The 26,067-nt window shown below is 70.9% G+C and carries 22 protein-coding genes; 7 read left to right on the top strand and 15 right to left on the bottom strand.

Annotation, left to right across the window (positions count from 1 at the left end; genetic code table 11):
* Nucleotides 1-5: 5 nt before the first annotated feature.
* From ACZ5L9_RS07530 to ACZ5L9_RS07495, 8 genes are all read right to left on the bottom strand, one after another.
* Nucleotides 6-2,150, bottom strand: a complete 2,145-nt coding sequence (locus ACZ5L9_RS07530; protein ID WP_464535732.1) for an ATP-binding protein — start codon at nt 2,148-2,150, stop codon at nt 6-8.
* A gap of 337 nt (nt 2,151-2,487) precedes the next feature.
* A complete protein-coding gene (locus tag ACZ5L9_RS07525; protein WP_464535729.1) occupies nt 2,488-4,194 on the bottom strand; it encodes an acyl-CoA carboxylase subunit beta in 1,707 nt (568 codons plus the stop codon).
* Nucleotides 4,191-5,378, bottom strand: coding sequence for an acyl-CoA dehydrogenase family protein (locus tag ACZ5L9_RS07520; protein ID WP_464535727.1), 1,188 nt, complete (start codon nt 5,376-5,378; stop codon nt 4,191-4,193). The genes ACZ5L9_RS07525 and ACZ5L9_RS07520 overlap by 4 nt, the downstream gene beginning before the upstream one ends.
* Nucleotides 5,375-5,725: an AtuA-related protein gene (locus ACZ5L9_RS07515; protein ID WP_464535726.1), complete on the bottom strand. Its 351-nt coding sequence runs from the start codon at nt 5,723-5,725 to the stop codon at nt 5,375-5,377. The genes ACZ5L9_RS07520 and ACZ5L9_RS07515 overlap by 4 nt, the downstream gene beginning before the upstream one ends.
* Nucleotides 5,722-7,068 (bottom strand): acyclic terpene utilization AtuA family protein, encoded by a 1,347-nt coding sequence (locus ACZ5L9_RS07510; RefSeq protein WP_464535724.1) that lies wholly within the window; start codon nt 7,066-7,068, stop codon nt 5,722-5,724. The genes ACZ5L9_RS07515 and ACZ5L9_RS07510 overlap by 4 nt, the downstream gene beginning before the upstream one ends.
* A complete protein-coding gene (locus ACZ5L9_RS07505; RefSeq protein ID WP_464535722.1) occupies nt 7,061-7,864 on the bottom strand; it encodes a TIGR03084 family metal-binding protein in 804 nt (267 codons plus the stop codon). The genes ACZ5L9_RS07510 and ACZ5L9_RS07505 overlap by 8 nt, the downstream gene beginning before the upstream one ends.
* The gene (locus tag ACZ5L9_RS07500; RefSeq protein WP_464535720.1) at nt 7,861-8,460 is read right to left on the bottom strand and encodes a TetR/AcrR family transcriptional regulator; all 600 of its coding nucleotides are present in this window, start codon (nt 8,458-8,460) and stop codon (nt 7,861-7,863) included. The genes ACZ5L9_RS07505 and ACZ5L9_RS07500 overlap by 4 nt, the downstream gene beginning before the upstream one ends.
* A gap of 45 nt (nt 8,461-8,505) precedes the next feature.
* Entirely contained in the window at nt 8,506-9,210 is a 705-nt protein-coding gene (locus ACZ5L9_RS07495; RefSeq protein WP_464535718.1) for a TetR/AcrR family transcriptional regulator, read from the bottom strand.
* 126 nt (nt 9,211-9,336) lie between these two features.
* Here ACZ5L9_RS07495 and ACZ5L9_RS07490 point away from each other — a divergent pair, with 126 nt between their 5' ends.
* The gene (locus tag ACZ5L9_RS07490; protein WP_464535715.1) at nt 9,337-10,275 is read left to right on the top strand and encodes an NAD-dependent epimerase/dehydratase family protein; all 939 of its coding nucleotides are present in this window, start codon (nt 9,337-9,339) and stop codon (nt 10,273-10,275) included.
* A 63-nt stretch (nt 10,276-10,338) separates the two neighbouring features.
* Here ACZ5L9_RS07490 and ACZ5L9_RS07485 read toward each other — a convergent pair whose 3' ends face one another.
* From ACZ5L9_RS07485 to ACZ5L9_RS07475, 3 genes are all read right to left on the bottom strand, one after another.
* Nucleotides 10,339-13,005 (bottom strand): ABC transporter permease, encoded by a 2,667-nt coding sequence (locus tag ACZ5L9_RS07485; protein WP_464535712.1) that lies wholly within the window; start codon nt 13,003-13,005, stop codon nt 10,339-10,341.
* Entirely contained in the window at nt 13,002-13,730 is a 729-nt protein-coding gene (locus tag ACZ5L9_RS07480) for an ABC transporter ATP-binding protein (protein WP_464535709.1), read from the bottom strand. Before ACZ5L9_RS07480 ends, ACZ5L9_RS07485 begins: the two co-directional genes overlap by 4 nt.
* 154 nt (nt 13,731-13,884) lie before the next feature.
* A complete protein-coding gene (locus ACZ5L9_RS07475) occupies nt 13,885-14,400 on the bottom strand; it encodes a PadR family transcriptional regulator (protein ID WP_464535707.1) in 516 nt (171 codons plus the stop codon).
* A gap of 117 nt (nt 14,401-14,517) precedes the next feature.
* Here ACZ5L9_RS07475 and ACZ5L9_RS07470 point away from each other — a divergent pair, with 117 nt between their 5' ends.
* The 3 genes from ACZ5L9_RS07470 to ACZ5L9_RS07460 all read left to right on the top strand — a co-directional run bounded on the left by ACZ5L9_RS07470 (nt 14,518) and on the right by ACZ5L9_RS07460 (nt 17,858).
* On the top strand, nt 14,518-16,041 hold the full coding sequence (locus ACZ5L9_RS07470) for a flavin-containing monooxygenase (RefSeq protein ID WP_464535705.1): 1,524 nt from the start codon (nt 14,518-14,520) through the stop codon (nt 16,039-16,041).
* A gap of 39 nt (nt 16,042-16,080) precedes the next feature.
* Nucleotides 16,081-17,112, top strand: coding sequence for an AurF N-oxygenase family protein (locus ACZ5L9_RS07465; protein ID WP_464535703.1), 1,032 nt, complete (start codon nt 16,081-16,083; stop codon nt 17,110-17,112).
* Nucleotides 17,113-17,207: 95 nt separating this feature from the next.
* Nucleotides 17,208-17,858, top strand: a complete 651-nt coding sequence (locus ACZ5L9_RS07460; RefSeq protein WP_464535700.1) for a TetR/AcrR family transcriptional regulator — start codon at nt 17,208-17,210, stop codon at nt 17,856-17,858.
* A gap of 17 nt (nt 17,859-17,875) precedes the next feature.
* Here the strand turns inward: ACZ5L9_RS07460 and ACZ5L9_RS07455 are convergent, their stop codons facing one another.
* The gene (locus tag ACZ5L9_RS07455) at nt 17,876-19,024 is read right to left on the bottom strand and encodes an acyl-CoA dehydrogenase family protein (RefSeq protein ID WP_464535698.1); all 1,149 of its coding nucleotides are present in this window, start codon (nt 19,022-19,024) and stop codon (nt 17,876-17,878) included.
* A gap of 105 nt (nt 19,025-19,129) precedes the next feature.
* Here ACZ5L9_RS07455 and ACZ5L9_RS07450 point away from each other — a divergent pair, with 105 nt between their 5' ends.
* Genes ACZ5L9_RS07450 through ACZ5L9_RS07440 form a run of 3 tightly spaced genes read left to right on the top strand, consistent with a single transcriptional unit; the run spans nt 19,130 to nt 23,161 of the window.
* Nucleotides 19,130-19,741, top strand: coding sequence for a MerR family transcriptional regulator (locus tag ACZ5L9_RS07450; RefSeq protein WP_464535695.1), 612 nt, complete (start codon nt 19,130-19,132; stop codon nt 19,739-19,741).
* Between the two features lie 31 nt (nt 19,742-19,772).
* Complete coding sequence (locus ACZ5L9_RS07445) at nt 19,773-20,984, top strand: acetyl-CoA C-acetyltransferase (protein WP_464535693.1); 1,212 nt, start codon at nt 19,773-19,775, stop codon at nt 20,982-20,984.
* Between the two features lie 11 nt (nt 20,985-20,995).
* Nucleotides 20,996-23,161, top strand: a complete 2,166-nt coding sequence (locus tag ACZ5L9_RS07440) for a 3-hydroxyacyl-CoA dehydrogenase NAD-binding domain-containing protein (protein WP_464535691.1) — start codon at nt 20,996-20,998, stop codon at nt 23,159-23,161.
* Between the two features lie 292 nt (nt 23,162-23,453).
* Here ACZ5L9_RS07440 and ACZ5L9_RS07435 read toward each other — a convergent pair whose 3' ends face one another.
* From ACZ5L9_RS07435 to ACZ5L9_RS07425, 3 genes are read right to left on the bottom strand one after another with little or no spacing between them, the layout of a single operon-like run.
* A complete protein-coding gene (locus ACZ5L9_RS07435) occupies nt 23,454-24,203 on the bottom strand; it encodes an amino acid ABC transporter ATP-binding protein (protein ID WP_464535688.1) in 750 nt (249 codons plus the stop codon).
* Nucleotides 24,200-25,066, bottom strand: a complete 867-nt coding sequence (locus ACZ5L9_RS07430) for an amino acid ABC transporter permease (protein ID WP_464535686.1) — start codon at nt 25,064-25,066, stop codon at nt 24,200-24,202. Before ACZ5L9_RS07430 ends, ACZ5L9_RS07435 begins: the two co-directional genes overlap by 4 nt.
* The gene (locus ACZ5L9_RS07425; RefSeq protein ID WP_464535682.1) at nt 25,063-25,950 is read right to left on the bottom strand and encodes an ABC transporter substrate-binding protein; all 888 of its coding nucleotides are present in this window, start codon (nt 25,948-25,950) and stop codon (nt 25,063-25,065) included. The genes ACZ5L9_RS07430 and ACZ5L9_RS07425 overlap by 4 nt, the downstream gene beginning before the upstream one ends.
* Nucleotides 25,951-26,067 lie beyond the last annotated feature (117 nt).

Below are 26,067 nucleotides of genomic sequence, written 5' to 3'. Positions count from 1 at the left end.
CTCGCTCATTCTGCGTTCTCCTCGGGGATGTCCACGACGGCGAGGACGGCCCCGCCGTCGACCTGGTGGCCGACGGCGACGTCGAGCTCGATGACGGTGCCCGCATGCGGGGCGTTGATGGTGTGCTGCATCTTCATCGCCTCCAGGACCAGCAGCGGCTGGCCCTCCGCGACGGCGTCCCCGACCCCGGCGTGCACCGCGACGACGGTGCCGGGCATCGGGGCCAGCAGGCTGCCCTCGGCGACGCGGTCGGCGGGATCGGTGAAGCGGGGCGTACGGCGCAGCGCGACGTGGCCGGCCGGGCTGTCGACGTCGACCAGGCTGCCCAGGTGCCCGCTGACACTGACCGCGTACGTGGTGGCGACGCCTCCGATCGAGAGCGTGACCGCCTCGGTGCCGACGCTGAGGACGACGACGTCCGTACGCTCCGCGTGCCGCGGCGTGCGGCCGCCGAACCACCGCACGTCGATCTCGGCGTCCCCGGAGGTCGAGCTCCCGGAGATCGAGTGCCCGGAGGTCGAGCCTGTCGAGACCCCGAAGACGGTCGACTGCGGCTGCGAGGGCACGTTGCGCCAGCCGGCAGGGATCCGTGCGTGGTGCGCCGAGCCGGCACGGGCCCGCTCCGCCAGGGCGAGCGCAGCCGCGAAGGCGGAGAGCTCGACGATGCCCTCGGCCGGGGCGCTCAGCTCTCGAGCGACCGCCGGGGCGTCGAGCCAGGTGGTGTGCATCCGACCCTCGAGGAAGACGTCGCTGCGCAGCAGCCCCACCAGCAGGTCGCGGTTGGTCCGCACACCGTGGATCCTCGCCGCGGCCAGGGCGCCGGCGAGCCGGCGGGCCGCCTGCTCGCGGGTCGGCGCCCAGCAGATCACCTTGGCGATCATCGCGTCGTAGAAGGTGCCGATCTCGTTGCCGGCCACCACGCCCGAGTCGAGCCGCACCCCGGGGCTCGAGCCTGTCGAGACCCGCTCGAACTCCGCGACCACCCCTGGGATGTCGAGGGCCGTCAGCAGGCCGGTCTGCGGCGCGAAGCCCGCGGCCGGGTCCTCGGCGTACAGGCGCACCTCGACCGCATGCCCGCGTGGCGAGGTCTCGATCGGGGTCTCGATACCCTCGCTGGCGCTCGCTACTCGACCGCCGACATCGCTGGCGCTCGCTACTCGACCGCCGATATCGCTGGTCGAGTAGGCCGAGCCGCTAGGCGAGGCCGTATCGAGACCCCGCCCCTCGGCGACAGCGATCTGCAGCTCCACCAGGTCGACGCCGAAGACCTCCTCGGTGACCGGGTGCTCGACCTGCAGGCGGGTGTTCATCTCCAGGAAGAAGAACCGGTCGCGGGCCGGGTCGTAGAGGAACTCGACCGTGCCGGCCCCGCGGTAGGAGATCGCTGCGCCGGCGAGACGGGCAGCGGTGTGCAGCGCCTCGCGGGTGGTGGCCGGGAGCCCCGGTGCGGGCGCCTCCTCGATCACCTTCTGGTGGCGACGCTGCACCGAGCAGTCGCGCTCGCCGAAGACGAGCACCTGCCCGTTGCCGTCCCCGACGACCTGGACCTCGACGTGGCGTCCGCTCTCGATGAACGGCTCCACGAAGACGGTGCCGTCCCCGAACGCCGACTCGGCCTCGGCCTGCGCCTTCGCGATCTCGCCGGGCAATGCGGCGAGCTCGCGCACGATCCGCATGCCGCGCCCACCACCGCCGGCCGACGCCTTCACCAGGAGCGGGAGGTCCGCCTCGGTGGCGGTCTCGGGGGTGAGGTCGCCCAGGACAGGGACACCGGCGGCAGCCATCAGCTTCTTCGACTCGACCTTGGAGCCCATCGACTCGATCGAGTCCGGCGAGGGTCCGACCCACGTCAGCCCGGCGTCGATGACGGCGCGGGCGAAGTCGGCGTTCTCCGACAGGAAGCCGTAGCCGGGGTGGATCGCGTCCGCGCCCGCGGCCTTCGCGGCGGCGATGATCAGGTCGCCGCGCAGGTACGTCTCGGCGGGTGTGTTCCCCGGGAGGCGTACGGCGGCGTCAGCATCGGCCACGAAGGGCGCCGAGGCGTCGGCGTCGGAGTGCACGGCCACCGTCGCGATCCCCAGCCTGCGGCAGGAGGCGAAGACGCGGCGGGCGATCTCGCCCCGGTTAGCGACAAGGAGCCTGTTGATCATCGTGCTGTTCCTTCCGCGTACTCACTGTCTCGACCCGCCCGTTCCGACCTCCTGCGTCGATCGCAGGGCTTGCTCGACCTGGCGGCGCCCACGCGCCACGCTCCTTCGTCGCGTGTCACTGCGTTCTCACTGTCTCGACCCGCCCGTTCCGACCTCCTGCGTCGATCGCAGGGCTTGCTCGACCTGGCGGCGCCCACGCGCCACGCTCCTTCGTCGCGTGTCACTGCGTTCTCACTGTCTCGACCCGCCCGTTCCGACCTCCTGCGTCGGTCGCAGGGCTTGCTCGACCTGGCGGCGCCCACGCGCCACGCTCCTTCGTCGCGTGTCACTGCGCCGCTCACATCCTGAAGACGCCGAAGTTGAGGTTGCCCTCGATCGGCTTGTTCTCGATGACGGACAGGCAGATGCCGAGGATGGAGCGGGTGTCGCGGGGGTCGATGACCCCGTCGTCGTAGACCATCCCGGAGAGGAAGTACGGCAGCGACTGCTGCTCGATCATCTCCTCGACGAACGCCTTGGTGGCCGCGCCGGCCTCCTCGTCGTAGGCGACGCCCTTGGACTCCGCGGCACCGCGGGCGACGATCTCCATCACGCCGGCGAGCTGCTGCGGGCCCATCACGGCGCACTTGGCGTTGGGCCAGGTGAAGAGGAAGCGCGGGTCGTACGCACGCCCGTTCATGCCGTAGTTGCCGGCACCGTACGAGGCGCCGATCAGGATCGAGATGGCCGGCACGGTCGAGTTGGAGACCGCGTTGACCATCATCGCGCCGTGCTTGATGATCCCGCCCTGCTCGTACTCCTTGCCGACCATGTAGCCGGTGGTGTTGTGCAGGAAGAGCAGCGGCGTGTCGGAGGCGTTGCAGAGCTGGATGAACTGCGTCGCCTTCTGCGCCTCCTTGCTGAACAGGATCCCCTGGGCGTTGGCGACGATGCCGATCGGGCGACCGTGGAGCCGGGCCCAGCCGGTCACCAGCGAGGCGCCGTAGAGCGGCTTGAACTCGTCGAACGGGACCTCGTTCGACTCGCTCGGGCCGTCAACCAGGCGCAGGATCACCTCGCGCGGGTCGAACGGCTCCTTGAGGTCGGTCGGGATGATGTCGAGCAGGCCCTCCGGGTCGAGCAGCGGCTCGGCATAGTCGGACATCGAGTTGCGACGGGTCTCGATACGCCCTCGCTCGTCCCTCGCGACGGCTACTCGACCACCGAGATCGGAGATCGAGCCTGTCTCGGAGATCGAGCCTGTCGAGATCCGCCGGCCCTTCTTCTCCACGTTGAGCCGGGCGACGATGCGCCGGCCGAGCCGGATCGCGTCGCGCTCGTCGACGGCGAGGAAGTCGGCCAGTCCCGACGTCGTGGCGTGCATCCGCGCCCCGCCGAGCTCCTCGTCGCCGGAGACCTCACCGGTCGCCATCTTCACCAGCGGCGGGCCGCCGAGGAAGACCTTCGCGCCGCCGTCGACCATCACGATGTAGTCGCTCATGCCGGGGATGTACGCGCCACCGGCGGTGGAGTTGCCGAAGACGATGGCGACGGTCGGCTGCTTGCGGGCACTGGCACGGGTGATGTCGCGGAAGCCGCGCCCGGCCGGCAGGAAGATGTCCTTCTGGTGCGGGAGGTCGGCGCCACCGGACTCGACGAGGGTGACGCACGGGAGGTGGTTCTCCTCCGCGATCTGCATCGCCCGGCCGGTCTTCTTCATCGAGATCGGGTTGATCGACCCGCCCTTCACCGTGGGGTCGTGCGCGATGATCATGCACTCGGTGCCGGAGACGACGCCGATGCCGGTGACGGTCGAGCCGCCGATGGTGAACTCGGTGCCCCAGCCGGCCAGCGTCATCAGCTCGAGGAACGGCGCACCCTCGTCGAGGAGCAGCTCGATCCGCTCTCGGGCGGTGAGCTTGCCCCGGGCGTGATGCCGCTCGATGTACTTCCCGCCGGCCATGACGGCCTTCTGGTGCTCGGCGTCGAGGTCGGCGAGCTTGGCGAGCATGGCCGCTCGGCGCTCGTCGGTCGCGGTGGGCGAGCTTGTCGCGACCCCGCTCATGAGGCATACCCCAACATCTTCGCGGCCAGGTCGGTCATCACTTCGGTTGCTCCTCCTCCGATGGGCAGGATCCGGGTGTCGCGGTAGTGCCGCTCCACCTCCGTGCCGTGCATGTAGCCGGTGCCGCCGTGCAGCTGCACGGCCTCGTTGCAGACCCACTGACTCGCCTCGACGGCGGTCTGCTTGGCCAGCGCGGCCCCCGCGATCGTGGCCGGCGTCGTGCCGTCGGCGTCGTACTCGCGCACGACGGCATGGGTGTAGGCCCTGGCCGACTCGACGCGGCGGTGCATCTCGACGAGCCGATGCCGTACGACCTGTCGGCTGATCAGCGGCTCACCGAACGTCGAGCGCTCGCGGGCGTACGCCGCCGTCAGCGCGAGCGATCGGGCTGCGATGCCGTACGCGTGCACGGCGAGCGCGATCCGCTCGGTCACGAACGCCTCGGCGATGTAGCCGAACGCGGCGTTCTCCGCACCCACCAGGTTGCTCGCCGGGACGCGCACGTCGGCGAAGCCGAGCTCGGCGGTGTCGGAGCAGTGCCAGCCCATCTTCTGCAGCCGGCGATCGACGGTCACCCCGGGGGTGTCCTTGTCGATGACGAGCAGGCTGATGCCCTGCGCGCCGGCCAGAGTGGTCGAGCCTGCGCCGTCCTGAGCCTGTCGAAGGGTCGAGACCCGGACGGCGACGGTGAGGAAGTCGGCGCGGACGCCGCTGGTGATGAAGGTCTTGGCGCCGTTGACGACGTAGTGGTCGTCGGTGGTCGAGCCTGCCGAGACCCGCACCGCGCGCGTCGTCAGGTGCGCGACGTCGGAGCCGCCGCCCGGCTCGGTGATGGCCAGGGCGCCGATCCTCTCGCCGGCCAGCGTCGGCCGGACGTAGCGGTCGATCAGCTCCGGCGAGCCGTGCCGCGCGATGTGCGGCAGCGCGATGCCGTTCGTGAAGAGCGCCGCCAGCAGGCCGCTGGAGGCGCCCTCGGAGAGCATCCCCTCCTGCAGCGCTGTGACGTCGGCGAGGTTGCCGCCCACGCCCCCCACCTCCTCGCGGAAGCCCATCCCGAGCAGGCCCTGCTTCGCCGCGGCGAGATGGAGCGCCCGCGGGACCTCGCCGGCGTCCTCCCACTCCTGGAGCGAACCGAAGACCTCGCGTCGGGCGAACGCGGCGCCGAGCTCGAAGACCGCGCTCACGCCAGGATCCGGTCCGGGATGGCGACGTGGCGGCTGCGGATCCACTCGCCGAGCGCCTTGGCCTGGGGGTCGAAGCGCACGCCCTCGGCCACCCCCGCGCCGAGGATGCCGTGGATGACGATGTTGACGCCGCGCAGGTTGGGCAGCGGTACGAGGTCGATCTCGAGGTCGTGCGCCTCGGGCAGGAGCTCGCGGAGCCACTCCACCGTCACTGTCTGCAGCAGCCATGCGACAGCCGCATCCGAGCGGCCCGCCGGCACCCACAGGCCGATGTTGGCGTCGCCGCCCTTGTCGCCTGAGCGCGCGTAGACCAGGTCGCCGAGCGGGCGCAGCGTGGAGACGCTCATGCGATCACCTCGGAGGTGCCGTCGTGGTGGTGGACGGTGTGCGTCACCTGGTCGCGGTCGACATAGGTGGGCGTGTAGACGCCATACGCACTCGGCTTCCCGGGCGGAGCGGTGACGTGGAAGCCGGCGTACGACGCGAGCACCAGCTCGATCGCCGGGCCGGTGAAGGCGCGCCCGACGGCGTCCTGGTCGTGCGACCAGACGACCAGGCGCTGCAGCACCGCGGCGCCCTCCTCCGTCGGCGAGTCCGGAGCGGGGACGCGCCACGTCGACCACGAGCGCTGCAGGTCGGCCGGCAGCACGGCCTCGACCTGGGCACGCAGCAGGTCGCTCTTGCGCTCGAGGTCGAGCCCGGTGAGGACGAACTCCACCTGGTTGCGCCAGCCACCGAGCTGGTTGGCGGCGACCTTGAGCCGGGCCGGCGGCTCGGAGCCCTTCGTGCCGGAGATCTCGACCCGGTCCCGGTCGAGCTGGCGCAGCGAGATCGACGTGAGGTCGGTGGTGACGTCGGGGTTGAGGTAGTCCGCGCCTTGGATCTCGTAGAAGAGCTGGGCGGTGACGGTGTCGACGGTCACCAGGCCGCCCGTGCCCGCGTGCTTGGTGATCACCACGGTGCCGTCGGCGGCGATCTCCGCGATCGGGAAGCCGAACGGCTGCAGCGGGTCCTCGACGAGGCCGGCGTCGATGGCGTCGAAGAGGCCGGCGAAGTTGCCGCCCGTGGCCTGCGTGCCGCACTCGATGACGTGGCCGGCGACCACCGACCCGGCGAGCTCGTCGTAGTCGGTGGGCGACCAGTCGTGCCACCAGATCGCCGGGCCCATCACGACCGCTGCGTCGGTGACGCGGCCGGTGACGACGACGTCGGCGCCGTGGGCGAGCGCTCGGGCGATGCCGAAGGCGCCGAGGTACGCGTTGGCGGTGAGCGCGCCGGCGAGGTCGGGCGCGACGTCGGCGATCCGCTCCCGCAGGTCGTCGCCGTCGACGTACGCGATCCGCGGCGTGCGACCGGTGCCGGTGTCGATGGAGGCGAGCGCCTCGGCGAGCCCCCTCGGGTTGAGGCCGCCCGCGTTGCTGACCAGCTTGACGCCCTTCTCCAGCGCCAGCGCGAGGCAGTCCTCCGCCTGGGCCAGGAAGGTCTTCGCGTAGCCGAGCGACGGGTCGCGGATGGTGTCCTTGCCGAGGATCAGCATGGTCAGCTCGGCCAGGTAGTCACCGGTGAGCACGTCCAGCTTCTCGGCCCCCGAGCCCGTCGCCGGGTCGAGCATCTCCCGCATCGCGCTGATCCGGTCGCCGTAGAAGCCGGAGCAGTTCCCGATCCTGACCGGGGGCTTGGTCTCAGGCACGCTCGCGCCCCTTCCCTGAGGGGCCCGCGAAGGCCTGCACGATGTCGAGCCACCGGTCAGCGTCGGGCCCGATCGCCACGAGATCGGTGTCGTCGCGGTGGATGCGGCGGGTGGCCAGTCGGGCGAAGTCCCAGGCCGAGCCCGTGATGCTCTGCTCGGCGTCGTCCGCCCCCCACGTCCAGACCCCGCCGCTGGGAGCGGTCAGGTCGAGCCGCACCTCGGACGTCGGCGCCTCCAGCTCGTGGAGGGAGTAGACGTAGCCACGGGTACGGATGCCGAGGTGGCAGATGTGCTTCACCCGGTCGGTCGGGCTCTCGGCGATGCCGAGGCCGTCGCGGACGTCGAGTCCGTGGGCCCAGGTCTCCATGAAGCGTGCGGTCGCCATCGACGCCGGCGACATCGGCGGGCCGAACCACGGCATCTTGCCCTCGCCCCGCTCCTGGTTGCCGCGCAGCGCTCCATCGAGCGCCACCCGGCCGGCGTCCCAGCGGGCGAGCAGCTCGGCGGGGGCCACCGCGCCACCGGCGAGTGCCGCCTTGTCGACGACGCCGTTCATGTCGGCGAGGGCCTCGAGCACCACCGCGTCCCAGGTGTCCTTGTCCCCGGCCGCGGCATGCGCGGCGGCGACGGCGGCCTCGTCGGTCCAGGCGAGGTGCGCGATCGAGGTGGCGACGTCCCAGCCCTCCGCTGGCGTGGCCGTACGCCACTGCTCGTCGCTCAGGTCGGCGACGACGGCCCGGAGCGCATCGCTCTCCGCGGCCAGGTCACGCAGGAGCGCATCCAACAGATCGGTCATTGCGCGATCTCCTTCTCGAGGACCGTGGCCCACTCGTCGAGGATCCGGCCGCGCCGCCTGGCGTCGTCGGAGAGGGTGTCGGCCAGGCCGAGGCCACGGCAGAGGTCGAGGGTCGCCTGGATCAGCTCACGGGTTCCCGGGCGGGACTCGTCGACGCCGAGCAGCTCGACGGTGATCCGGTGGGTTTCGCGGCCGAGTCGGCGCTCCAGCGGCCCGACGGCGGCGAGCAGGTCGGGGTCGGTACGGGCCGCGACCCAGAGCTCCAGCGCGGCCTTGAAGCCGGGCGAGGTGAAGTGGTCGGCCAGCATCTGGAGGATCGCGCGGACCTTGGCGCCCTGATGGCCGGCGACGGCCGCCCGCAGCGCCTCGTCGCGACCCATCATCACGTGCTCGACGGCGGCCACGACCAGGGCGTTCTTGGTCGGGAAGTGGTGCAGCTGGGCGCCCCGGCTGACGCCCGCCCGCTCGGAGACGAGCGTGGTCGTGGTGCCGGCGAAGCCGCGCTCCACCAACAGCTCGACCGTGGCGTCGAGGAGCCGCGCCCGCATCAGGCGGGTGCGCTCCTCCTGCGGCACGCGGGCGGCGGTGGCGGTCACCCCACCACCCTCCCGCGCGACTAACAAACAGTCAAGACTGACTTTTTATGCGCTGGGCCCCATTCCGACCACGTCGGCCAGCAGCTGAAGCTGGTGCGCGAAGAGAGCGCCCGGCTCGCCGAAGGTGCCGGCGCCGTACTGCCCGAAGACCTCGAAGCTGACGCAGCCGAAGAGCGCCGCCCAGGCCAGCACGCCGCGGGCGAGCAGCGCGTCCGGGAGGTCGAGCCCCAGCTCGGCGCGCACCTCCGCGAAGGAGGCGGACAAGGGGGCCGGCACCGGGGATGCCTCCGACAGGTGCAGCCCTCCGGCGGCGTACGCCTGCGCCCACACTTCCACCAGCGCGCGGACCACCCGCGTCCCCGGCCCGGTGGTCTGCTCCGCCGGCGCGTGATAGCCGGGCACCGGGCTGCCGAAGAGCAGCGCGTACGTCGCCGGCTCCCGCACCGCCCAAGCCCGGACGGCGGTGCCGATCGCGACCAGCCGACCACGATGATCGCTGGGGACCACCTCGGCGAGGGCCGCGTCCACGGCGTCGCCGAGCTCGTCGTACCCGGCGACGACCAGCAGGGTGAGCAGCTCGTCGCGGCTGCCGACGTAGCGGTAGACGGCCGAGGAGACCACGCCGAGCTCTCGCGCCACCGCGCGCAGCGAGAGCGCGGCCGCCCCGTCGCTGGCGAGCTGCTCGCGCCCGATCCGGACGATCTCGGCCATCGTGCGGGTCCGAGCGCGGTCGCGTGGGGTGCCGTCCATGCCCCCATCGTGCCTGCCGAGAGCGCCAGAGACAAATGTGAGCAGTGCTCTTGCATTTACTGCGAGAAGACTCCATGATCGAAATAGAGAGCAGTGCTCTCGTTTTCACTCGAGAAGGAGAACCCCATGAGCACCCCCACACCTACCGTCGTCATCGGCGCCGGTCCGGTCGGAGCCACCATCGCCCTGCAGCTCGCCGGCGCCGGTCGCCCGGTCACCCTGCTGACCCGGTCCGGGAGCGGCCCCGAGCACCCGTTGATCGAGCGTCGGCGGGTCGACGCCAGCGACGGCGCCGCGCTCGCCGAGGCCTTCGCCGGCGCGACGGCCGTTTTCGACTGCATGCACGGCTCCGCCTACCGCGCCGACGTCTGGCAGGCCGAGCTCCCCCGAGCCGAGGCGGCCGTACTGGAGGCGGCGGGCCACGTCGGCGCGGTGGTGGTCTTCCCGGAGAGTCTCTACTCCTACGGGCACGTGTCCGAGCCCATGACCGAGTCCACGCCGCGCGACGCCGACTTCGGCAAGCCGGCGGTCCGGGTGGTGCTGCTCCGGGCCCGTGAGCGCTCCGCGACCCCGACGGTCAGCGTCGCGGCCTCGGACTTCTACGGCCCCCTGGTCCGCAACGCCCACGCCGGCGAGCGGATGGTCCCGACCGTGCTGGCCGGGCGCACGATGCGGGTCCTCGGTGACCCCGACGCGCCGCATTCCTGGACCTACGTCCCCGACCTGGCCGCGGCGATGATCCGCGCCGCCGACGACACCGCGCTGTGGAACACCTTCCTGCACGCGCCGACCGCCGAGCCGCTCAGCCAGCGCCAGCTCGTCGCCCGCTACGCCGAGGCCGCCGGGGTGAGCGCCCCGAAGGTCGCCGCCATCCCGTCCGGCCTGTTGCGGGCGATCGGGACCGTGCACCGCGACACCCGGGAGCTGGCCGAGATGACCTACCAGTTCACCCGGCCGTTCGTGCTGGACTCCAGCGCCAGCGAGGCCCGGCTCGGACTCGCCCCGACGCCCCTGGCCGAGGGCATCGGGGCGACCGTCGCCTGGTGGCGCGACGGCGCCCGGTGAGCACCCGGACGGTCGCCGAGCCTGTCGAGGCGCCGCCACGCTCGCCGAGCCTGTCGAGGCGCGTCAGCTCAGTCGCGAGACCATCGGCAGCTTCGAGCGAACGCACAGCCCGACGATCGCGGCGGTCAGCAGCGGCAGCCCGATCACCACCACCGCGATCATCAGCCACGGCACCTCGACGAAGTACGAGCTGCTGGAGTCCATCGCGTAGGACCTGGTCAGCGGCCGGGTGATCGCGAGCCCCGGGACGAAGCCGACGAGCATCCCCAGCACGGCCCCGACGAAGCCCACCACGAAGGTGTAGGCCACGGCGACCTTGCGCCGCACCCGGGCCTCGGCGCCGACCGCCGCCAGCGTGGCCAGGTCAGGACGGGCGTCCGAGAGCGCCAGGAACATCGCGGTCAGGGTGCCGCCCATCATCAGGATCGCGCCGAGCAGGGCGAGCACCCACTGCACGATCTTGGTGTAGGCGTCTGCCTGGTAGCCGCGCTCGACCTGGAGCATCGCCGGTGTGGGGAGTGCCTCGAGTGCCGCGTCGAGGTCCTTGGCCTCGCCGGAGGAGAGCTCCGGCTGATCCAGCTCGAGGCCCATGGTGACCGTCTTCAGCCCGGTCTGCTCGGCGACCGAGGGCGGCAGGATCGCCGAGGCGGGGGCGGGCCTGTCGCCCAGATCCACGAGATGCGCGGGAACGCTGATCGGCGCGCCCTGGACCGGCTCTCCCTGGCCCGGATACCGGGTCACCTGGATCTGGACGTCGTGCAGCATCGCCTGACCCTGGTCGTCGGTGAAGACGACGGCCTGACCGCTCGCCAGTGCCGACGACACCTCGTCCCCGGCCGGCAGCGAGGCCTTCGCCGTCGGGGGCAGGTCCGTGCCGTCGCTGACGATGATGCCGCCACCGAGGCCGGCGCGCATCTGGCCGGGCGTGATCCAGTTCGACGTACCCGGCTCGAGGAACTCGATCTCGTCGTAGCCGCCGCCGGCGAAGGACTCCTGCAGCCCGCGCACGGTCGCCATCCGCACGCCGGGCACGTGCTGGTTCACGGTCGCCGCCACCGTGGTCCAGTCGGTCTTCGCCGGGTCCGAGTCGGCGAAGTCGTACGACGTGGTCACCGCGGCGTTGCCGATGACGAGCGACGGCACGTACGTCTCGCGGTTCTGCTTCTCGTCGCTGGCCTGGGCGATGCCGAGGGCGACCACGCCGGCCACGGTCGCCGCGACCGCGGCCACCGCCGGGGTCGTCCGGGTGCGGTGCCGGACGGCGTCGCGGGCCGCGAACCGCGCCGGCAGCGGGAAGCGACCCGCGACACGGGCCACCCACGAGACCACCGTCGGCACGAGCAGCACCATGCCGAGCACGCAGATCACTGCCGCCCACGCGACCGTCAGCTCGCCGCCCCCGGGCCGCGCACCGGCGATCGCCACCAGGACGCCGATCCCGAAGAGGCCCAGCCCGATCCAGGGGAAGGCCCGTACGGGCTTGGCGTCGCCGCGCCGCCCGGCGAGGACCGCGACGACGTTCTGCCGCGAGGCGATCCACGCCGGTACGAGGCAGGCGATCACGGCACTGACCAGGCCGAACGCGGCCACCGCCGCCACGTGCAGCCAGTCGATGTCGAAGGGGCCGAGCCAGTCGCCGTTGAGCCGCTGTGCGACGGGCATCAGCAGCCGGCCGGCCAGGATCCCGCCCACGACGCCGATCACGCCGGCGCTCACCCCGAGGAGCAGCCCACCTCCGATGATCACGCGCCGGGCCTGCTGCGGAGTCCCGCCGGAGGAGACCAGCAGGGCGAGCGAGCGCTGCTGCTTGCGGGCGCCGACGGCGAAGGCCGGGCCGGCGAGCAGCACGACCTCGATGAGCGCCATCACGATGATCAGCGCGGCGACCTGGACGGTGGTGTCGTCGATGTCGGAGGACGGGAACGGGTCGGGGTAGTCGCCGGGATGGGTGACGATGTGGCGGTCGAGGACGAGTACGCCGAGCTTGTTGAGCTGCTCGACCTGGTGCCAGGTGATCGGCGCGCCGTCCACCAGCCAGTCGCGTGCCCCCTCGTCCCAGGCGGACGCCTCGGTCGTCGAGAACGTCCCCGGCAGGCCCACAGCGATCGGCATGGTCCGGGTGGTCGCGTCGACGACGGTGCCGACGATCGGGTGGCCCTTCTCGGCGCGGTTCCGGTCGACGACCGTCAGGGTCGACCCGTCGTCGCCGAGGCCACGGTCGCGCAGCGGCTGGTTGACGACGACCTCACCCGGCGATGTCGGCCAGCGACCGCTGACCAGACGGAAGAGCCCTGAGGTGAGCCGGTCGTTCACGTCGACCTCGCTCGCGCGGACGCTCTCGCGGCCGTGCGAGGTGGTGACCAGGACCTCCATCTGTTGCGGCGCCGCCACCATCGTGTGCCGACCGATCACCGACTCGATGTCGGCGACCGTGGTCGGACGCGCCAGCTTGCCGCCGGTGAAGCCGGTGTTCTGGTCCGGGTCGGCACCCTGGAGGACCGGCTGTCCGCTGGAATCGACTCGGAGCTCGGCGGTGGCGACCGTCCCGAGCCGGCGGTCGATGCCCTCGCTCGCGGAGACCTGCGCGGTCTGGATCAGGACGTCGGCGGCGACGACGCCGAGGACCGGGAGCGTCACCATCGCCAGGGCGATGATCGCGCGCGCCTTGTGCTTGAGCAGGTCGCGCCGGGCCAGCCGCAGCGCGAGGCGCCACGATGTCCACCACGTCATGCGGTCACCTCCGCGGAGCCGATCGCCGCACCCGACTCGTCGACGACGAGGCCGTCGCGCAGGTAGACGACCCGGTCGGCCCAGGCCGCGTGCCGCGGCTCGTGGGTGACGAGCACGCCGGCGGCGCCGGCGTCGCAGCGCGCCCGCAGCAGGCGCAGGATCTCCTCGCCGGTCACCGAGTCGAGCGCACCCGTCGGCTCGTCGGCCAGGATCAGCCGTCGTTCACCGACCACGGCACGCGCGATCGCGACCCGCTGCTGCTGGCCGCCGGACATCTCGTCGGGGAACCGGTCGGCGAGATCGGCGACGCCGACCTCCTCCAGGGCGGCCACGGCCGCTGCGCGGGCCGTCCTGGCCGGCGCACCGTCGAGCTCCAGCGGCAGGCTGACGTTCTCGGCCGCGGTCAGCGCCGGGATGAGGTTGAAGTCCTGGAAGACGTACCCGATCGAGGTGCGGCGCAGCTTGGCGCGGCCGACCTGACCGGCGGCCATCAGGTCGGAGCCCTCGACCAGCACCCCGCCCGCGTTGGGCTCGTCGAGCCCGCCGGCGATCGTCAGCAGCGTCGACTTCCCCGAGCCGGACGGACCCATCACGGCGACCAGCTCTCCGGCGTAGGCCTCGAAGGAGACCTCCCGCAGCGCGTGCACCGCCAGCTCGCCGGTCCCGTGGACGCGGGTCACGCGGTCGAGCCGCAGCACGGGGGTCTGGGACGGAGCAGCAGTCATCGGTCGGTCTCCTCGGATCGGTCTGCCTGGGGAAGGGGAGAAGGGGTCTGGGGATGGCGCCCGGCCGGATGACGGAGGCGCTCGCGGGCCTGTTCGAGCCATCGGCTCTCGGCGCGGCGCAGGCGATCGGCCTCGCGCGGGTCGAGGTGGATGCTCATCGGGCTCCCACCTGCTGCCTCAACCGGGCGTCGCAGTGGTCGAGCCAGCGGATCTCGGCCTCGGCGTCGAAGATGAGAGAGTCCAGGACGAGGCCGTGGGCGAGCTCCGTGCTGGCCCGCTTGGCCTTGGTGTAGCCCTGCAGCGCCGTCATGGTGGCGCTGCGCTGCCGCTGGATGACGGCGGCGACGTCCAGCCCGGAGGTGCCGACCGCGAGCGCGATCTTGATCGCGAGCTCCTCGCGGGGCGGCTGGGTGCGGGGCACCGCCGAGGTGAACCAGTCCGTCAGCTCGGCGGCGCCCGCCGGGGTCAGCCGATACAGCTGCTGGCCCTCCGCGTTGCTCTCGCCGCCCTCGACCAGGCCGTCGCGCTCGAGCCGGGAGAGGGTCGTGTAGACCTGCCCGATGTTGAGCGGCCAGAGCTCGGCCGTGCGCTCCTCGAAGGCGGACCGGAGCTGGTAGCCGTACATCGGCCCCGGCTCCAGGAGCGCGAGCAGCGCGTGCTTGACCGACATCCGTCACCCTTTCCAGTCCGTGCATACCGAGTATGCACATACTCGGTATGCACCGCAAGCGCGACACCGATCGATCCCCTATTGACGAACGTTCAATAACGGATCTACCGTCGAGACATGAGTGAGCACGTGGACGTCCTCGTCGTCGGAGCCGGCCTGTCGGGCATCGGCGCTGCCGCGCAGCTGCGCCAGCACCTGCCCGACCTGAGCGTCGCCGTTCTGGAGAGCCGCGAGGCCAGTGGCGGCACCTGGGACCTGTTCCGCTACCCCGGCATCCGCTCGGACTCCGACATGTTCACCTTCGGGTTCAAGTGGCATCCGTGGCCCAGCAACCAGTCGCTGGCCGACGGCCACATGATCCTCGACTACCTGCGCACCATCCAGCGCGAGTACGGCGTCGACGAGCTCATCCGCTACCAGCACACGGTCACTGCGGCCGATTGGGACTCCACCGCCCGGCAGTGGAGCGTCACCACCTCCACGCCCGACGGCGAGAAGGGGTTCACGGCCAACTTCCTGTGGGCCTGCTCGGGCTACTACGACTACGCCGAGGGTCACCAGCCGGAGTTCCCCGGCGTCCAGGACTTCGAGGGCGCCTTCATCCACCCGCAGCACTGGCCGGCCGACCTCGACCACGCCGGCAAGAAGGTCGTCGTGATCGGCTCCGGCGCCACCGCCGTCACGCTCGTCCCGGCCATGTCGCTCGGCGATCCCGGCGAGGTGGTCGAGAAGATCACGATGCTGCAGCGCACCCCGACCTACATCATGTCCCGGCCGGCGAAGGACCCGCTCGCGCGCGGCCTCAACGGCGTGCTGGGGAAGGTCCCGGGCGCGGTGCCGTTCCGCAGGACCCGGGAGAAGCTCGGCTACGAGGCGATCCGCTGGGCCAACATCGCCATCCTGATCGGCTCCTACCAGCTCTCCCGCCGCAGGCCCGAGATGGTGAAGCGGATGGTGCTCAAGGGCGTCGTCGAGCACCTCACCGCGCGCCCCGGGCAGCCGGGCATGACCCCCGCCGAGGCGGAGGCATACGCGCAGAAGCACTTCACGCCGCCGTACGACCCGTGGGACCAGCGCCTGTGCGTCGTGCCGAACGGCGACCTGTTCCGCGCGATCCGCTCCGGCAGGGCCGACATCGCCACCGACCGGATCAAGACGTTCACCGCCAAGGGGATCGAGCTGGAGTCCGGCGAGACCCTCGAGGCCGACATCGTGATCAGCGCGACCGGGCTCAGGATCAAGCTGTTCGGCGGCGTGCGGATGACCGTCGACGGCGAGGCGGTCGACCTGGCCGAGACGATGTCCTACAAGGCCGCGATGCTGAGCGGGCTGCCGAACTTCGCGTTCACGATCGGCTACACGAACGCCTCCTGGACCCTCAAGGCCGACCTGGTCAGCGACTTCGTGGTCAACCTGCTGCGCCACATGCGCGATCACCGCTTCACCGAGGCACGGGTCGAGCGCGACCCCGCGATCGGCGCGCGTCCGCTGATGGACCTCGCCTCGGGCTACATCCAGCGCGCCGCCGCGTCGATGCCGCGCCAGGGCGATCGGGCACCGTGGATGCTCAAGCAGAACTACCTGGTCGACATGAAGGTGATGCGCGGCGACATCGAGGACGGCGTCATCAGCTTCACCTAGATCTATCAGCGACACCGTGTCTCGGGTAGTGTGCCGGGCATGGCTCCCGTGACCCTCGCCAAGCGCATCGTCGGTGGTGGCGCACGCACCGCCGCCGGCGCCGTCCCGTTCCGGACCCAGGGGAGGCAGCCGTACGCGGAGACGCTGCGGACCCTCTCCGAGGCATCGGTCGAGCAGTGCTTCAACGCGTTCAAGGACATCGACTGGGACGACGCGGAGCTCGCCCTCGTCGAGGACGACGAGCGCTGGATCCTGCCCGCCGTGGATCCGCTCGGCGCGCACCGGTGGTACCGGGATCTGCCGCGGGCGCGGCAGATCGAGATCGGCCGGCACCGGCTGGCGCTGGTCACCAAGATCGGCTCCCAGTTCGAGCAGCTCCTCCTCCAGGGCGGCTCCGGGTTCCTGCTGCGCACGCCCAACGGCAATCCCGAGTTCCGCTACTTCATGCACGAGCTCACCGAGGAGACCCACCACATCCAGATGTTCCAGGAGTTCACCAACCGGGTGTGCCCGGAGGTGACCGGAGCGCCGCGATGGCTGCTCAACGCGATCCCCGCGGTGGCGCAGCTGGGGTGGATGAGTCCCACCATGTTCTTCACGATCATCCTCGCCGGCGAGGAGCCGATCGACCACGTGCAGAAGGACCTCATGCGCCGCGGCGGCGGGCACCCGCTGATCAACCGGATCATGCAGATCCACATCGCCGAGGAGGCCCGCCACATCGGCTTCGCCCACGCCTGGTTGAGCCAGCACGTGCCGAACCGCGGCCCCCTGGCCCGGACGTGGCTCGGCATCATGTGGCCGATGTCCCTGCGCCTGGGCGCCGATGCGATCCTGGTGCCCAGCAGGGCCGATCGCGACCTCATGGGCATCCCCGACGAGGTCGCACGCGAGGTGTGGGGTGACACCGCGCAGGCGCGCAAGTTCCGCCGCGACCTGTTCTCCGACATCCGGATGCTCGCCGACGACCTGGGCGTACGCACGCCCTGGACCCGCTGGGCGTGGAAGCTCTGGGGCGTCGACGGCCGGCCCTCGCGCTTCCGCTCCGAGCCCGCCAGCGCCGCCGCCTGACCGATGCCCGGCGGTCGAGCCTGTCGAGACCCTTCCGGCGGACCGCCGCCCGGAGGTCGGGCCCGTCGAGACCTGCTCCGCTAACCTCAGCGGTCATGGACGGACGCGCGACCCGGTGGGCAGCCCACAACGACGCCCAGCGTGAGCGCATCGTGGCGGCCGCCATCGCCCTGTACGACGCCGGCTACGCCGCGCCGTCCCTGCAGGAGGTCGGTGCGCAGGCCGGTCTGGCCCGCTCGGTCATCTACCGCCAGTTCGAGGACCGCCGCGACCTCGACCGGGCCGTGCGCAGCGAGGTGCTCGCCCAGCTCTGGGCGATGCTCGCCCCGCACATCACCTTCGCAGGGACGCCGCGCGCCACCCTGCGCGCGGGTCTCGAGGTGTACGTCGACTGGGCGGCGTCGCACCCTCGTCTGCATCACCTGGTCGACCTCGACCTCGACGAGACCGGCCCGCTCCAGCACGGCCTGGACCAGATCTCGACGGCCGTCGGCGAGCTCACGGTCACCTGGTTCCGCGCCCTGGGTGCCGAGGTCTCCGAGGCCGACGTGGCCGCCACCGATCCCCTGACCCACGGCGTGATCGGCATGGTGCACGCGACCGTGCGCCGCTGGGTCGACCAGGGCTGCGGCGTGCCGAAGGCGGGCCTCCTGGTCGACCTGATGACCGAGATGGTCTGGGCGATGATCGACGCGCGCGCCCGGTCCTACGGCATCGCCGCGGACCCGGACGCGCCCGTCGGCTGATCCAGCGGAGCGCCGGGTCAGACCCCCAGGAAGCGCCCGATGATCTCCTTCTGGATCTCGGTCGTGCCGCCGTAGATCGTCTGGATGCGGCTGTCGACGTACGCCTTCGCGATCGGGTACTCGTTCATGTAGCCGTACCCGCCGTGGATCTGGACGCCCGCGTCCACCACCCGCTTCTGCAGCTCGGTGGTCCACCACTTGGCCATCGAGGCGAGCGAGGTGTCGACCTCACCCGCGTTCAGCCGGGTGATGCAGTCGTTGATGAAGACCCGGGCGATGTGCGCCTCCGTGGCCATCTCGGCCAGCACGAAGCGGGTGTTCTGGAACGTGCCGATCGGCCGGCCGAACGCCTCGCGGGTGGTGGCGTAGTCGAGGCACAGCTCCAGCACCCGCTCGACCGCGGCGACGGCGATCGTGGCGACCGAGACCCGCTCGCGCGGCAGCTCGGTCATGAGGTGGATGAAGCCCTGATCGACCTCACCGAGGAGGTTCTCCTTCGGCACGATCACGTTGTCGAAGACCAGCTCGGCGGTGTCCTGGGCCTTCATCCCCATCTTGTCGAGGTTGCGGCCGCGGCCGAAGCCCTCCATGCCGCGCTCGACGACGAGCAGCGAGATGCCGTGGGCGCCCTTCTCGGCGTCGGTCTTGGCGACCACGACGACCAGGTCGGCGTTGATGCCGTTGGTGATGAAGATCTTGGAGCCGTTGAGGACGAAGTGGTCGCCCTTGTCCACCGCGCTGGTCCGGATGCCCTGGAGGTCGGAGCCGGCTCCGGGCTCGGTCATCGCGATCGCCGTGATGAGCTCGCCGCTGACGCAGCCGGGCAGCCAGCGACGCTTCTGCTCGTCGGTGCCGAGGTGGAGCAGGTACGGCACCACGATGTCGTTGTGCAGCGTGAAGCCGGGGCCGCTGGCGCCGACCCGGGCCAGCTCCTCGATGAGCACGGCGTTGAACCGGAAGTCGTCGATGCCCGGCCCGCCGAACTCCTCCGGCACGTCGAAGCAGAGCAGCCCTGCATCCCCGGCCTTGGTCCACAGCTCGCGCGGCACGATGCCGTCCTTCTCCCACTGCGCGTGGTGCGGGGCGACCTCCCTCTCCATGAAGGCGCGCGCGGTGGCGCGGAAGTCCTCGTGCTCGGCCTCGTAGATCGTCGGCTTGGTCGGCATCGGGCTCTCCTGCAGGGAGTACGGCGGACATGACGTCCCGGGAACATCGAGAATCGTTACAGCAGAACTGTCATGTTTCAAGAGATCGCGGTAATGTCCCGCGCCATGACGCAGGCCCCGGATGCACAGGCGAGCGCCCTGACCGTCGACGAGCTGGCCGAGGTCACCGGCGTCACGGTGCGCAACATCCGCTACTACGCCACCCTCGGCCTCCTTCCGGCCCCGGAGCGGCGCGGCCGGGTGGCGTACTACGGCGTACGGCACCGCGCGCTCCTCGACCTGACGACCGCGCTCCAGGAGCACGGCTTCACCCTGCAGGCGATCGAGCGCTACCTCGCGCGCATGCCCGAGGAGATCACCATCGAGGACATCGCCATGCAGCGGGCGATGATCACCTCCTGGACCACTCCCGACGCCGAGGAGGTCCAGCGCCGCATCGTCCGCGAGCTGCGCGACCTGGGCCTGTCCCGCGACGCGCTCAGCGCAGCGCACGAGCTGGTCGAGACGCATCTCGACGCGCTCGCGACCGATCTGCGCGACCTGCTCGACGACACCCTGCTCGACCCGTGGCGCCGTACGCACCACTCGGCCGACGAGCTGGCCGCGCTCGAGGGGGCGCTGCCGCGCCTGCGGGGCCTGGTCGTCCAGTCGGTGATGATCTCGTTCCAGAGCGCCATCAACCGGGTGATCGGCAAGAGCCTTCGCCGGGACGCTTGACCCTGACAGTTTTGGTGTCAGAATCGACACCATGGCAGAAGCATTCATCTACGACCACGTGCGCACGCCCCGTGGTCGCGGCAAGAAGACCGGCGCCCTGCACGAGGTCAAGCCGGTCGACCTCGTGGTCGGCCTCATCGACGAGCTGCGCAAGCGCAACCCCACGCTGGACACCGAGCGCATCGACGACGTCGTGCTCGGAGTCGTCAGCCCCCTCGGCGATCAAGGTGGCGACATCGCCAAGACCGCCGCGCTCAAGGCGGGTCTCCCCGAGACCACCGCCGGCGTCCAGCTCAATCGCTTCTGCGCCTCCGGCCTCGAGGCGGTCAACCAGGCCGCGTCCCGCGTCCGCGGCGGCTTCGAGGACCTGTTCATCGCCGGCGGCGTCGAGGCGATGAGCCGGGTGCCGATGGGCTCCGACGGCGGTGCCTGGGCGATGGACCCCGACACCGCGCTCGCCACCGACTTCATCCCGCAGGGCATCGGCGCCGACCTGATCGCCACGGTCGAGGGCTGGAGCCGCGCCGACGTCGACGCGTACGCCGCCGAGTCGCACAAGCGCGCCGCGGCCGCCTGGGAGGCCGGCAAGTTCAAGGACGCCGTCATCCCGGTCGTCGACCGCAACGGCCAGATCGTGCTCGACCACGACGAGCTGGTCCGTCCCGACACCACCCCGGAGAGCCTGGCCGGCCTCAAGCCGTCCTTCCTCCAGCACGGCCAGGAGGCCGGCTTCGACGACGTCGCGCTCTCGAAGTACCACTGGCTGGAGAAGGTCGACCACGTCCACCACGCCGGCAACAGCTCCGGCATCGTCGACGGCTCGGCCCTGCTGCTCGTCGGCACGGAGGAGATCGGCAAGGAGCTCGGCCTCACCCCGCGCGCGAAGATCATCTCGGCAGCCGTCTCCGGCGCCGACCCGACGATCATGCTCACCGGCCCCGCGCCGGCGGCGCGCAAGGCGCTGGCGAGGGCCGGCCTGACCGTCGACGACATCGACCTGTGGGAGATCAACGAGGCGTTCGCCGCCGTCGCCATGCGCTTCATGCGCGACATGGGGATCAGCCACGACATCACCAACGTCAACGGCGGCGCCATCGCGATGGGGCACCCGCTGGGTGCCACCGGCGCGATCATCCTCGGCACGCTCGTCGACGAGCTCCAGGCCCGCGGCAAGAAGCGCGGCCTCGCCACGCTCTGCGTCGGCGGCGGCATGGGCATCGCCACCATCGTCGAGATGGTCTGAGAGGAAAAGACATGACCGAGTCCGCCGTGAAGTACGACGTCGATGCCGACGGCATCGTCACCCTGACCCTGGACGATCCGAACCAGTCGGCCAACACCATGAACGAGCTCTACAAGAGCTCCATGGAGGCCGCCGTCGATCGTCTCTACGCCGAGCAGGAGAGCATCTCCGGCGTCGTGATCGCATCGGCGAAGAAGACGTTCTTCGCCGGTGGCGACCTGAAGAACATGATGCAGATCCGTCGCGAGGACGCCCACCTCGTCTTCGAGGAGGTGGAGAGCGTCAAGGCGACCCTGCGCAAGCTCGAGCTCCTGCCCAAGCCGGTCGTCGCCGCGATCAACGGCGCCGCCCTCGGCGGCGGTCTCGAGATCGCGCTGGCCACCAACCACCGCATCGCCGTGGACGGCCGCTACGAGATCGGCCTGCCGGAGGTCTCCCTCGGCCTGCTCCCGGGCGGCGGCGGCGTCACCCGTACGGTCCGGATGTTCGGCATCATCACCGCGCTCACCGAGATCCTCGGCACCGGCGCCCGCTTCAAGCCGGCCGCCGCTCAGGGCAAGGGCCTGGTCAACGACCTGGTCGCGACCCAGGAGGAGCTGATCCCGGCCGCGAAGGCGTGGATCAAGGCCAACCCCGAGGCGGGCGCCCAGCCGTGGGACCAGCCCGGCTTCAAGCTCCCCGGCGGCACGCCGTCGAGCCCGTCGCTGGCCGGTTTCCTCCCGGCGCTCGCGCCGATCCTGCGTCGCCAGCTCAAGCAGAGCGACATGCGCGCCCCGAAGGCGATCCTCTCGGCCGCCGTCGAGGGCGCCCAGGTCGACTTCGACACCGCCTCGCGGATCGAGTCGCGCTACTTCACCTCGCTGGTCACCAGCCAGCAGGCGAAGAACATGATCCAGGCGTTCTTCTTCGACCTCGGCTCGATCAACTCCGGCGCGCTGCGCCCGCAGGGCGTCGAGAAATACATGCCCACCAAGGCCGTCGTCCTCGGCGCCGGCATGATGGGCGCCGGCATCGCGTACGTCCTGGCCCGGGCGGGCGTCGAGGTCGTCCTGAAGGACGTCACGATCGAGGCCGCCGAGAAGGGCAAGGCCTACTCCGCCGGCATCAACGAGAAGGCCGTCTCCCGCGGCAAGCTCACGCAGGAGAAGTCCGACGAGCTGCTCGCCCGGATCACCCCGACGATCGACCCGGCCGACGCCCAGGGCGCCGACTGCGTCGTCGAGGCCGTCTTCGAGAACGTCGAGCTCAAGCAGAAGGTCTTCAACGAGGTCCTCCCGTTCCTCGCCGAGGGCGCGCTGCTCTGCTCGAACACCTCCACCCTGCCGATCACCGAACTGGCCAAGGGCATCGACGCAGACGCCTCGCGCTTCATCGGCCTGCACTTCTTCAGCCCGGTCGACAAGATGCCGCTGGTCGAGATCATCAAGGGCGCTGAGACGTCCGACGAGACCCTCGCCCAGGCGTACGACATCACCCTCGGCATCAAGAAGACGCCGATGATCGCGCACGACTCGCGTGGCTTCTACACCTCGCGCGTCATCGGCTACATGGTCAACGAGGGCATGCAGATGCTCGCCGAGGGCGTCGCGCCGTACTCGATCGAGCGGGCCACCACCCAGGCCGGCTACCCGGCTCCGGTGCTCCAGCTCTCCGACGAGCTCAACCTCGAGCTGATGGCCAAGATCGCCAAGTCGGCCGAGGGCGATACCACGTTCGTGCCGCACCCGGGCGGTCAGGTCGTCACGCGGATGCTGGCGGCGGGCCGCGCGGGCAAGCTGCGCGGTGCCGGCTTCTACGACTACGAGGACGGCAAGCGCGGCTCGATCTGGGCCGGCCTCGCCGACCTGTTCCCCGTCGCCGAGGAGCAGATCCCGCTGGCCGACATCAAGGACCGGATGCTCTTCGCCGAGGCCCTCGAGACGGCCAAGTGCTTCGAGGAGGGCGTGGTCACCTCGGCCGCGCACGCGAACATCGGCTCCATCTTCGGCATCGGCTTCCCGCCGGCGACCGGCGGTGCGGCCCAGTTCATCACCGGGTACGAGGCGGCCGACGGCTCGATCGGCATCGACGCGTTCCTCGCGCGCGCCGACGAGCTGGCCGCGAAGTACGGCGAGCGGTTCCAGCCGACGCCGTATCTGCGGGAGATGGCGAAGAACGGCGAGTCCTTCCCCGCCTGACGCCCCGGGCGGAACGTCCGCGGCGTTGTCGTCGCTCGATGCTGGCCCCGCGACCTCGGTCGCGGGGCCAGCATCGTCCAGGCCCGTCGCTGGTCGAGCCGCTGCACCGTTGGTCGAGTACCCGAGCCGCTGTGTCGCTGGTCGAGTAGCCCGAGCCGCTGCGTCGCTGGTCGAGTAGCCCGAGCCGCTGCGTCGCTGGTCGAGTACCCGAGCCGCTGTGTCGCTGGTCGAGTAGCCCGAGCCGCTAGGCGAGGGCGTATCGAGACCAACCCGCCTGGCGCTCGCCTCGCCCCTAGAGCACTCGGGCCAGGAACTCCCGCGTGCGCTCCTGGCGCGGGTCGCCGAAGATCTGGTCCGGCGTGCCCTGCTCGAGGATCCGGCCCTGGTCGAGGAAGCAGACGCTGGTCGCGACCTCGCGGGCGAACGCCATCTCGTGGGTCGCCAGGATCATCGTCATCCCGGCGGCCGCCTCGGCGCGCACGATCTCCAGCACCTCACCGACCAGCTCCGGGTCGAGGGCGGCGGTGATCTCGTCGAGCAGCAGCAGCCGCGGCCGGGTGCACAGCGCCCGGACGAGCGCGACGCGCTGCTGCTGACCGCCGGAGAGGGCGTCGGGGTAGGCCGACGCCTTGTCCGCCAGCCCGAAGCGCTCCAGCAGCTCCACCGCGCGCGATCGCGCCTCGGCCTTCGACACCCTGTGCACGAGCGACTGCGCGAGGGTGCAGTTGTCGAGCACGCTCAGGTGCGGGAACAGGTTGTAGGCCTGGAAGACCATCCCGACGTCGCGCCGCACGCTGCGGGGGTCGACGCGCGGGTCGGAGATCTCCCTGCCGTCGAACCTGATGACGCCGTCCTGGATGTCCTCGAGCAGGTTGAGGCAGCGCAGCAGCGTCGACTTGCCCGAGCCGGACGCGCCGATCAGGCAGACCACGTCGTGCGGTGCGACGGTGAGCGAGATCTCCTGCAGCACGACCCGCTCGCCATAGGCCTTGCGTAGGCCGTCGACCTCCAGCAGCACCGGCTTGTGCTCCAGCTCGCTCATCGGCCCTGCTCCCGTCGGATCTGGCGCAGCATCAGCCAGTCGGTGAGCCGGGTCAGCGGCACGGCGATGACGAGGAAGTACAGACCGGCGACCAACAGCGCGGTGCCGTTGAAGTGATAGCCCTGCCAGTCGTTGGCGGCGCGCATCGCATCCCACACGCCGAGCACCGAGAGCAATGCGGTGTCCTTCTGCAGCGAGACGAGGTCGTTCATCAGCGGCGGGACGGCCCGCCGCACCGCCTGCGGGAAGACGACGCGCCACATCGCCTGGGTACGCGAGAGGCCCAGCGCCTCAGCCGAGGACCATTGGGTGGGGTGGACCGAGAGGATCCCCGCTCGCAGCACCTCGCCCACATAGGCGCCGTAGCACAGCACCAGCGCGCTCGTGCCCAGCCAGAAGAGCGAGGTGGGCACGCCGTTGAGCTCCAGCGCCGGGAGCCCGACGCCGATCAGATAGATCACCAGGATGCTCGGCACGCCACGGAACAGGTCGGTGTAGACCACCGACACGATCCGCAACGGGGCCAGCCACGGCGAGCGTGACTGCCGACAGACCGCGACCAGCGCCCCCAGCACCAGCACGCAGGGCTCGGCGACGAGGAAGACCCGGATGTTGAGCCAGAAGCCCCGGCTGACCGAGGGGAAGGCGCCGGTGAAGTCCGACCAGGACAGGAAGTAGCTGCGGAACGCCGGCCAGCCGGGTGACGTCAGGAACACGGCCAGCACCGCGCCGAGCACGACGACCGTGACGACCGTCGCGATCACGGCACGGCGTACGCCCATCGCGCGCGCGACGCGCGCCCGCTCGACCTGGTGCGGGCTGGGCGCCCAGTCCTGGGCGGTGCCGGTGGCGGCGTCGCTCACTGCAGCACCGGCACGTTCTCCATGCCGGAGAGCCACTGCTGCTGGAGCTGATCGAGGGTGCCGTCGCTCTTGAGCGTGGCCAGCGCGGTGTTCACGCAGGTCACCAGCGGGTTGCCCTGCTGGAAGAGCAGGCCGAACTCCTCGGGCTCGCTGTTCGCGAACTGGCCGGCGACGACGCTGCCCTTGATCTCGCTGGAGATGTAGCCGGCGCTCGGCAGGTCGGTGACCAGGCCGTCGATCTGGCCGTGCAGGAGCGCCTGCTTGGCCTGGTCGTCGGTGTCGAAGACCAGCGGCTGGCTGCTGGGCTGCACGTCGTCACGGATGGCGGTGAGGCTGGTGGTCGCCGTCTCGGCACCGAGCTTCAGGTCTTTGAGGCCGGCCAGCGTCGAGGCCTTGTCCTTGTTCGCGTCCAGCGTGATGACGGCCTGGTTGGCGCTGTAGTAGCCGTCGGAGAAGGTGGCGACCTTGGCCCGCTCGGGGGTGATCGAGATCTGGTTGATGTCGAAGTCGAACTTCTTGTCGCCGGGCGTGTAGGACGTGTTGAACGCCTGCTTCACCCAGGTCACCTGGTCGGCGGTGAAGCCGAGCTGCTTGGCCACCGCGTAGGCGACGGCCGACTCGAAGCCCTGGCCGTTGCTCGGGTCGTTCTTCTTGAACCACGGCGCGTAGGCGGGCGAATCGGTCGCGACCGTCAGCTTGCCGGCGCTGTAGAGATGCAGGTCGGCGGGTGCGCAGGACGCTGCCGCGCCGCTGGTGCTCGTGGAGGCGGCTCCCCCGGCGTCGTTCGCGGTGTCGTTCGCGGAGTCGTTCTTCGCGGAGCAGGCAGCGAGGCTCGCGGCGGTCATCAACACGACGGCGGCGACGGCAGGGGTACGCAAACGCATGGCCGCATCGTACGGGGACGAACTTTCCGACACCCGATCGATGCGCCATCCGGCGCCATCCGGCCTTGCTACACCCCTGTCACATCGGCTGGCGGCAGTGGTTACCAGTGAGTAGCC

The sequence above is a fragment of the Nocardioides sp. JCM 18998 genome, assembly GCF_055391535.1.
The sequence above is the reverse complement of the archived record's forward strand: the minus strand, read 5'-3'. Positions and strand labels throughout refer to the sequence as shown.

Excerpts from the sequence above, each read along its gene's own strand:
- ACZ5L9_RS07530 (WP_464535732.1), bottom strand. The coding sequence starts at position 2,150 with ATGATCAACAGGCTCCTTGTCGCTAACCGGGGCGAGATCGCCCGCCGC.
- ACZ5L9_RS07525 (WP_464535729.1), bottom strand. The coding sequence starts at position 4,194 with ATGAGCGGGGTCGCGACAAGCTCGCCCACCGCGACCGACGAGCGCCGA.
- ACZ5L9_RS07515 (WP_464535726.1), bottom strand. The coding sequence starts at position 5,725 with ATGAGCGTCTCCACGCTGCGCCCGCTCGGCGACCTGGTCTACGCGCGC.
- ACZ5L9_RS07505 (WP_464535722.1), bottom strand. The coding sequence starts at position 7,864 with ATGACCGATCTGTTGGATGCGCTCCTGCGTGACCTGGCCGCGGAGAGC.
- ACZ5L9_RS07495 (WP_464535718.1), bottom strand. The coding sequence starts at position 9,210 with ATGGACGGCACCCCACGCGACCGCGCTCGGACCCGCACGATGGCCGAG.
- ACZ5L9_RS07490 (WP_464535715.1), top strand. The coding sequence starts at position 9,337 with ATGAGCACCCCCACACCTACCGTCGTCATCGGCGCCGGTCCGGTCGGA.
- ACZ5L9_RS07485 (WP_464535712.1), bottom strand. The coding sequence starts at position 13,005 with ATGACGTGGTGGACATCGTGGCGCCTCGCGCTGCGGCTGGCCCGGCGC.
- ACZ5L9_RS07480 (WP_464535709.1), bottom strand. The coding sequence starts at position 13,730 with ATGACTGCTGCTCCGTCCCAGACCCCCGTGCTGCGGCTCGACCGCGTG.
- ACZ5L9_RS07475 (WP_464535707.1), bottom strand. The coding sequence starts at position 14,400 with ATGTCGGTCAAGCACGCGCTGCTCGCGCTCCTGGAGCCGGGGCCGATG.
- ACZ5L9_RS07470 (WP_464535705.1), top strand. The coding sequence starts at position 14,518 with ATGAGTGAGCACGTGGACGTCCTCGTCGTCGGAGCCGGCCTGTCGGGC.
- ACZ5L9_RS07465 (WP_464535703.1), top strand. The coding sequence starts at position 16,081 with ATGGCTCCCGTGACCCTCGCCAAGCGCATCGTCGGTGGTGGCGCACGC.
- ACZ5L9_RS07460 (WP_464535700.1), top strand. The coding sequence starts at position 17,208 with ATGGACGGACGCGCGACCCGGTGGGCAGCCCACAACGACGCCCAGCGT.
- ACZ5L9_RS07455 (WP_464535698.1), bottom strand. The coding sequence starts at position 19,024 with ATGCCGACCAAGCCGACGATCTACGAGGCCGAGCACGAGGACTTCCGC.
- ACZ5L9_RS07450 (WP_464535695.1), top strand. The coding sequence starts at position 19,130 with ATGACGCAGGCCCCGGATGCACAGGCGAGCGCCCTGACCGTCGACGAG.
- ACZ5L9_RS07445 (WP_464535693.1), top strand. The coding sequence starts at position 19,773 with ATGGCAGAAGCATTCATCTACGACCACGTGCGCACGCCCCGTGGTCGC.
- ACZ5L9_RS07440 (WP_464535691.1), top strand. The coding sequence starts at position 20,996 with ATGACCGAGTCCGCCGTGAAGTACGACGTCGATGCCGACGGCATCGTC.
- ACZ5L9_RS07435 (WP_464535688.1), bottom strand. The coding sequence starts at position 24,203 with ATGAGCGAGCTGGAGCACAAGCCGGTGCTGCTGGAGGTCGACGGCCTA.
- ACZ5L9_RS07425 (WP_464535682.1), bottom strand. The coding sequence starts at position 25,950 with ATGCGTTTGCGTACCCCTGCCGTCGCCGCCGTCGTGTTGATGACCGCC.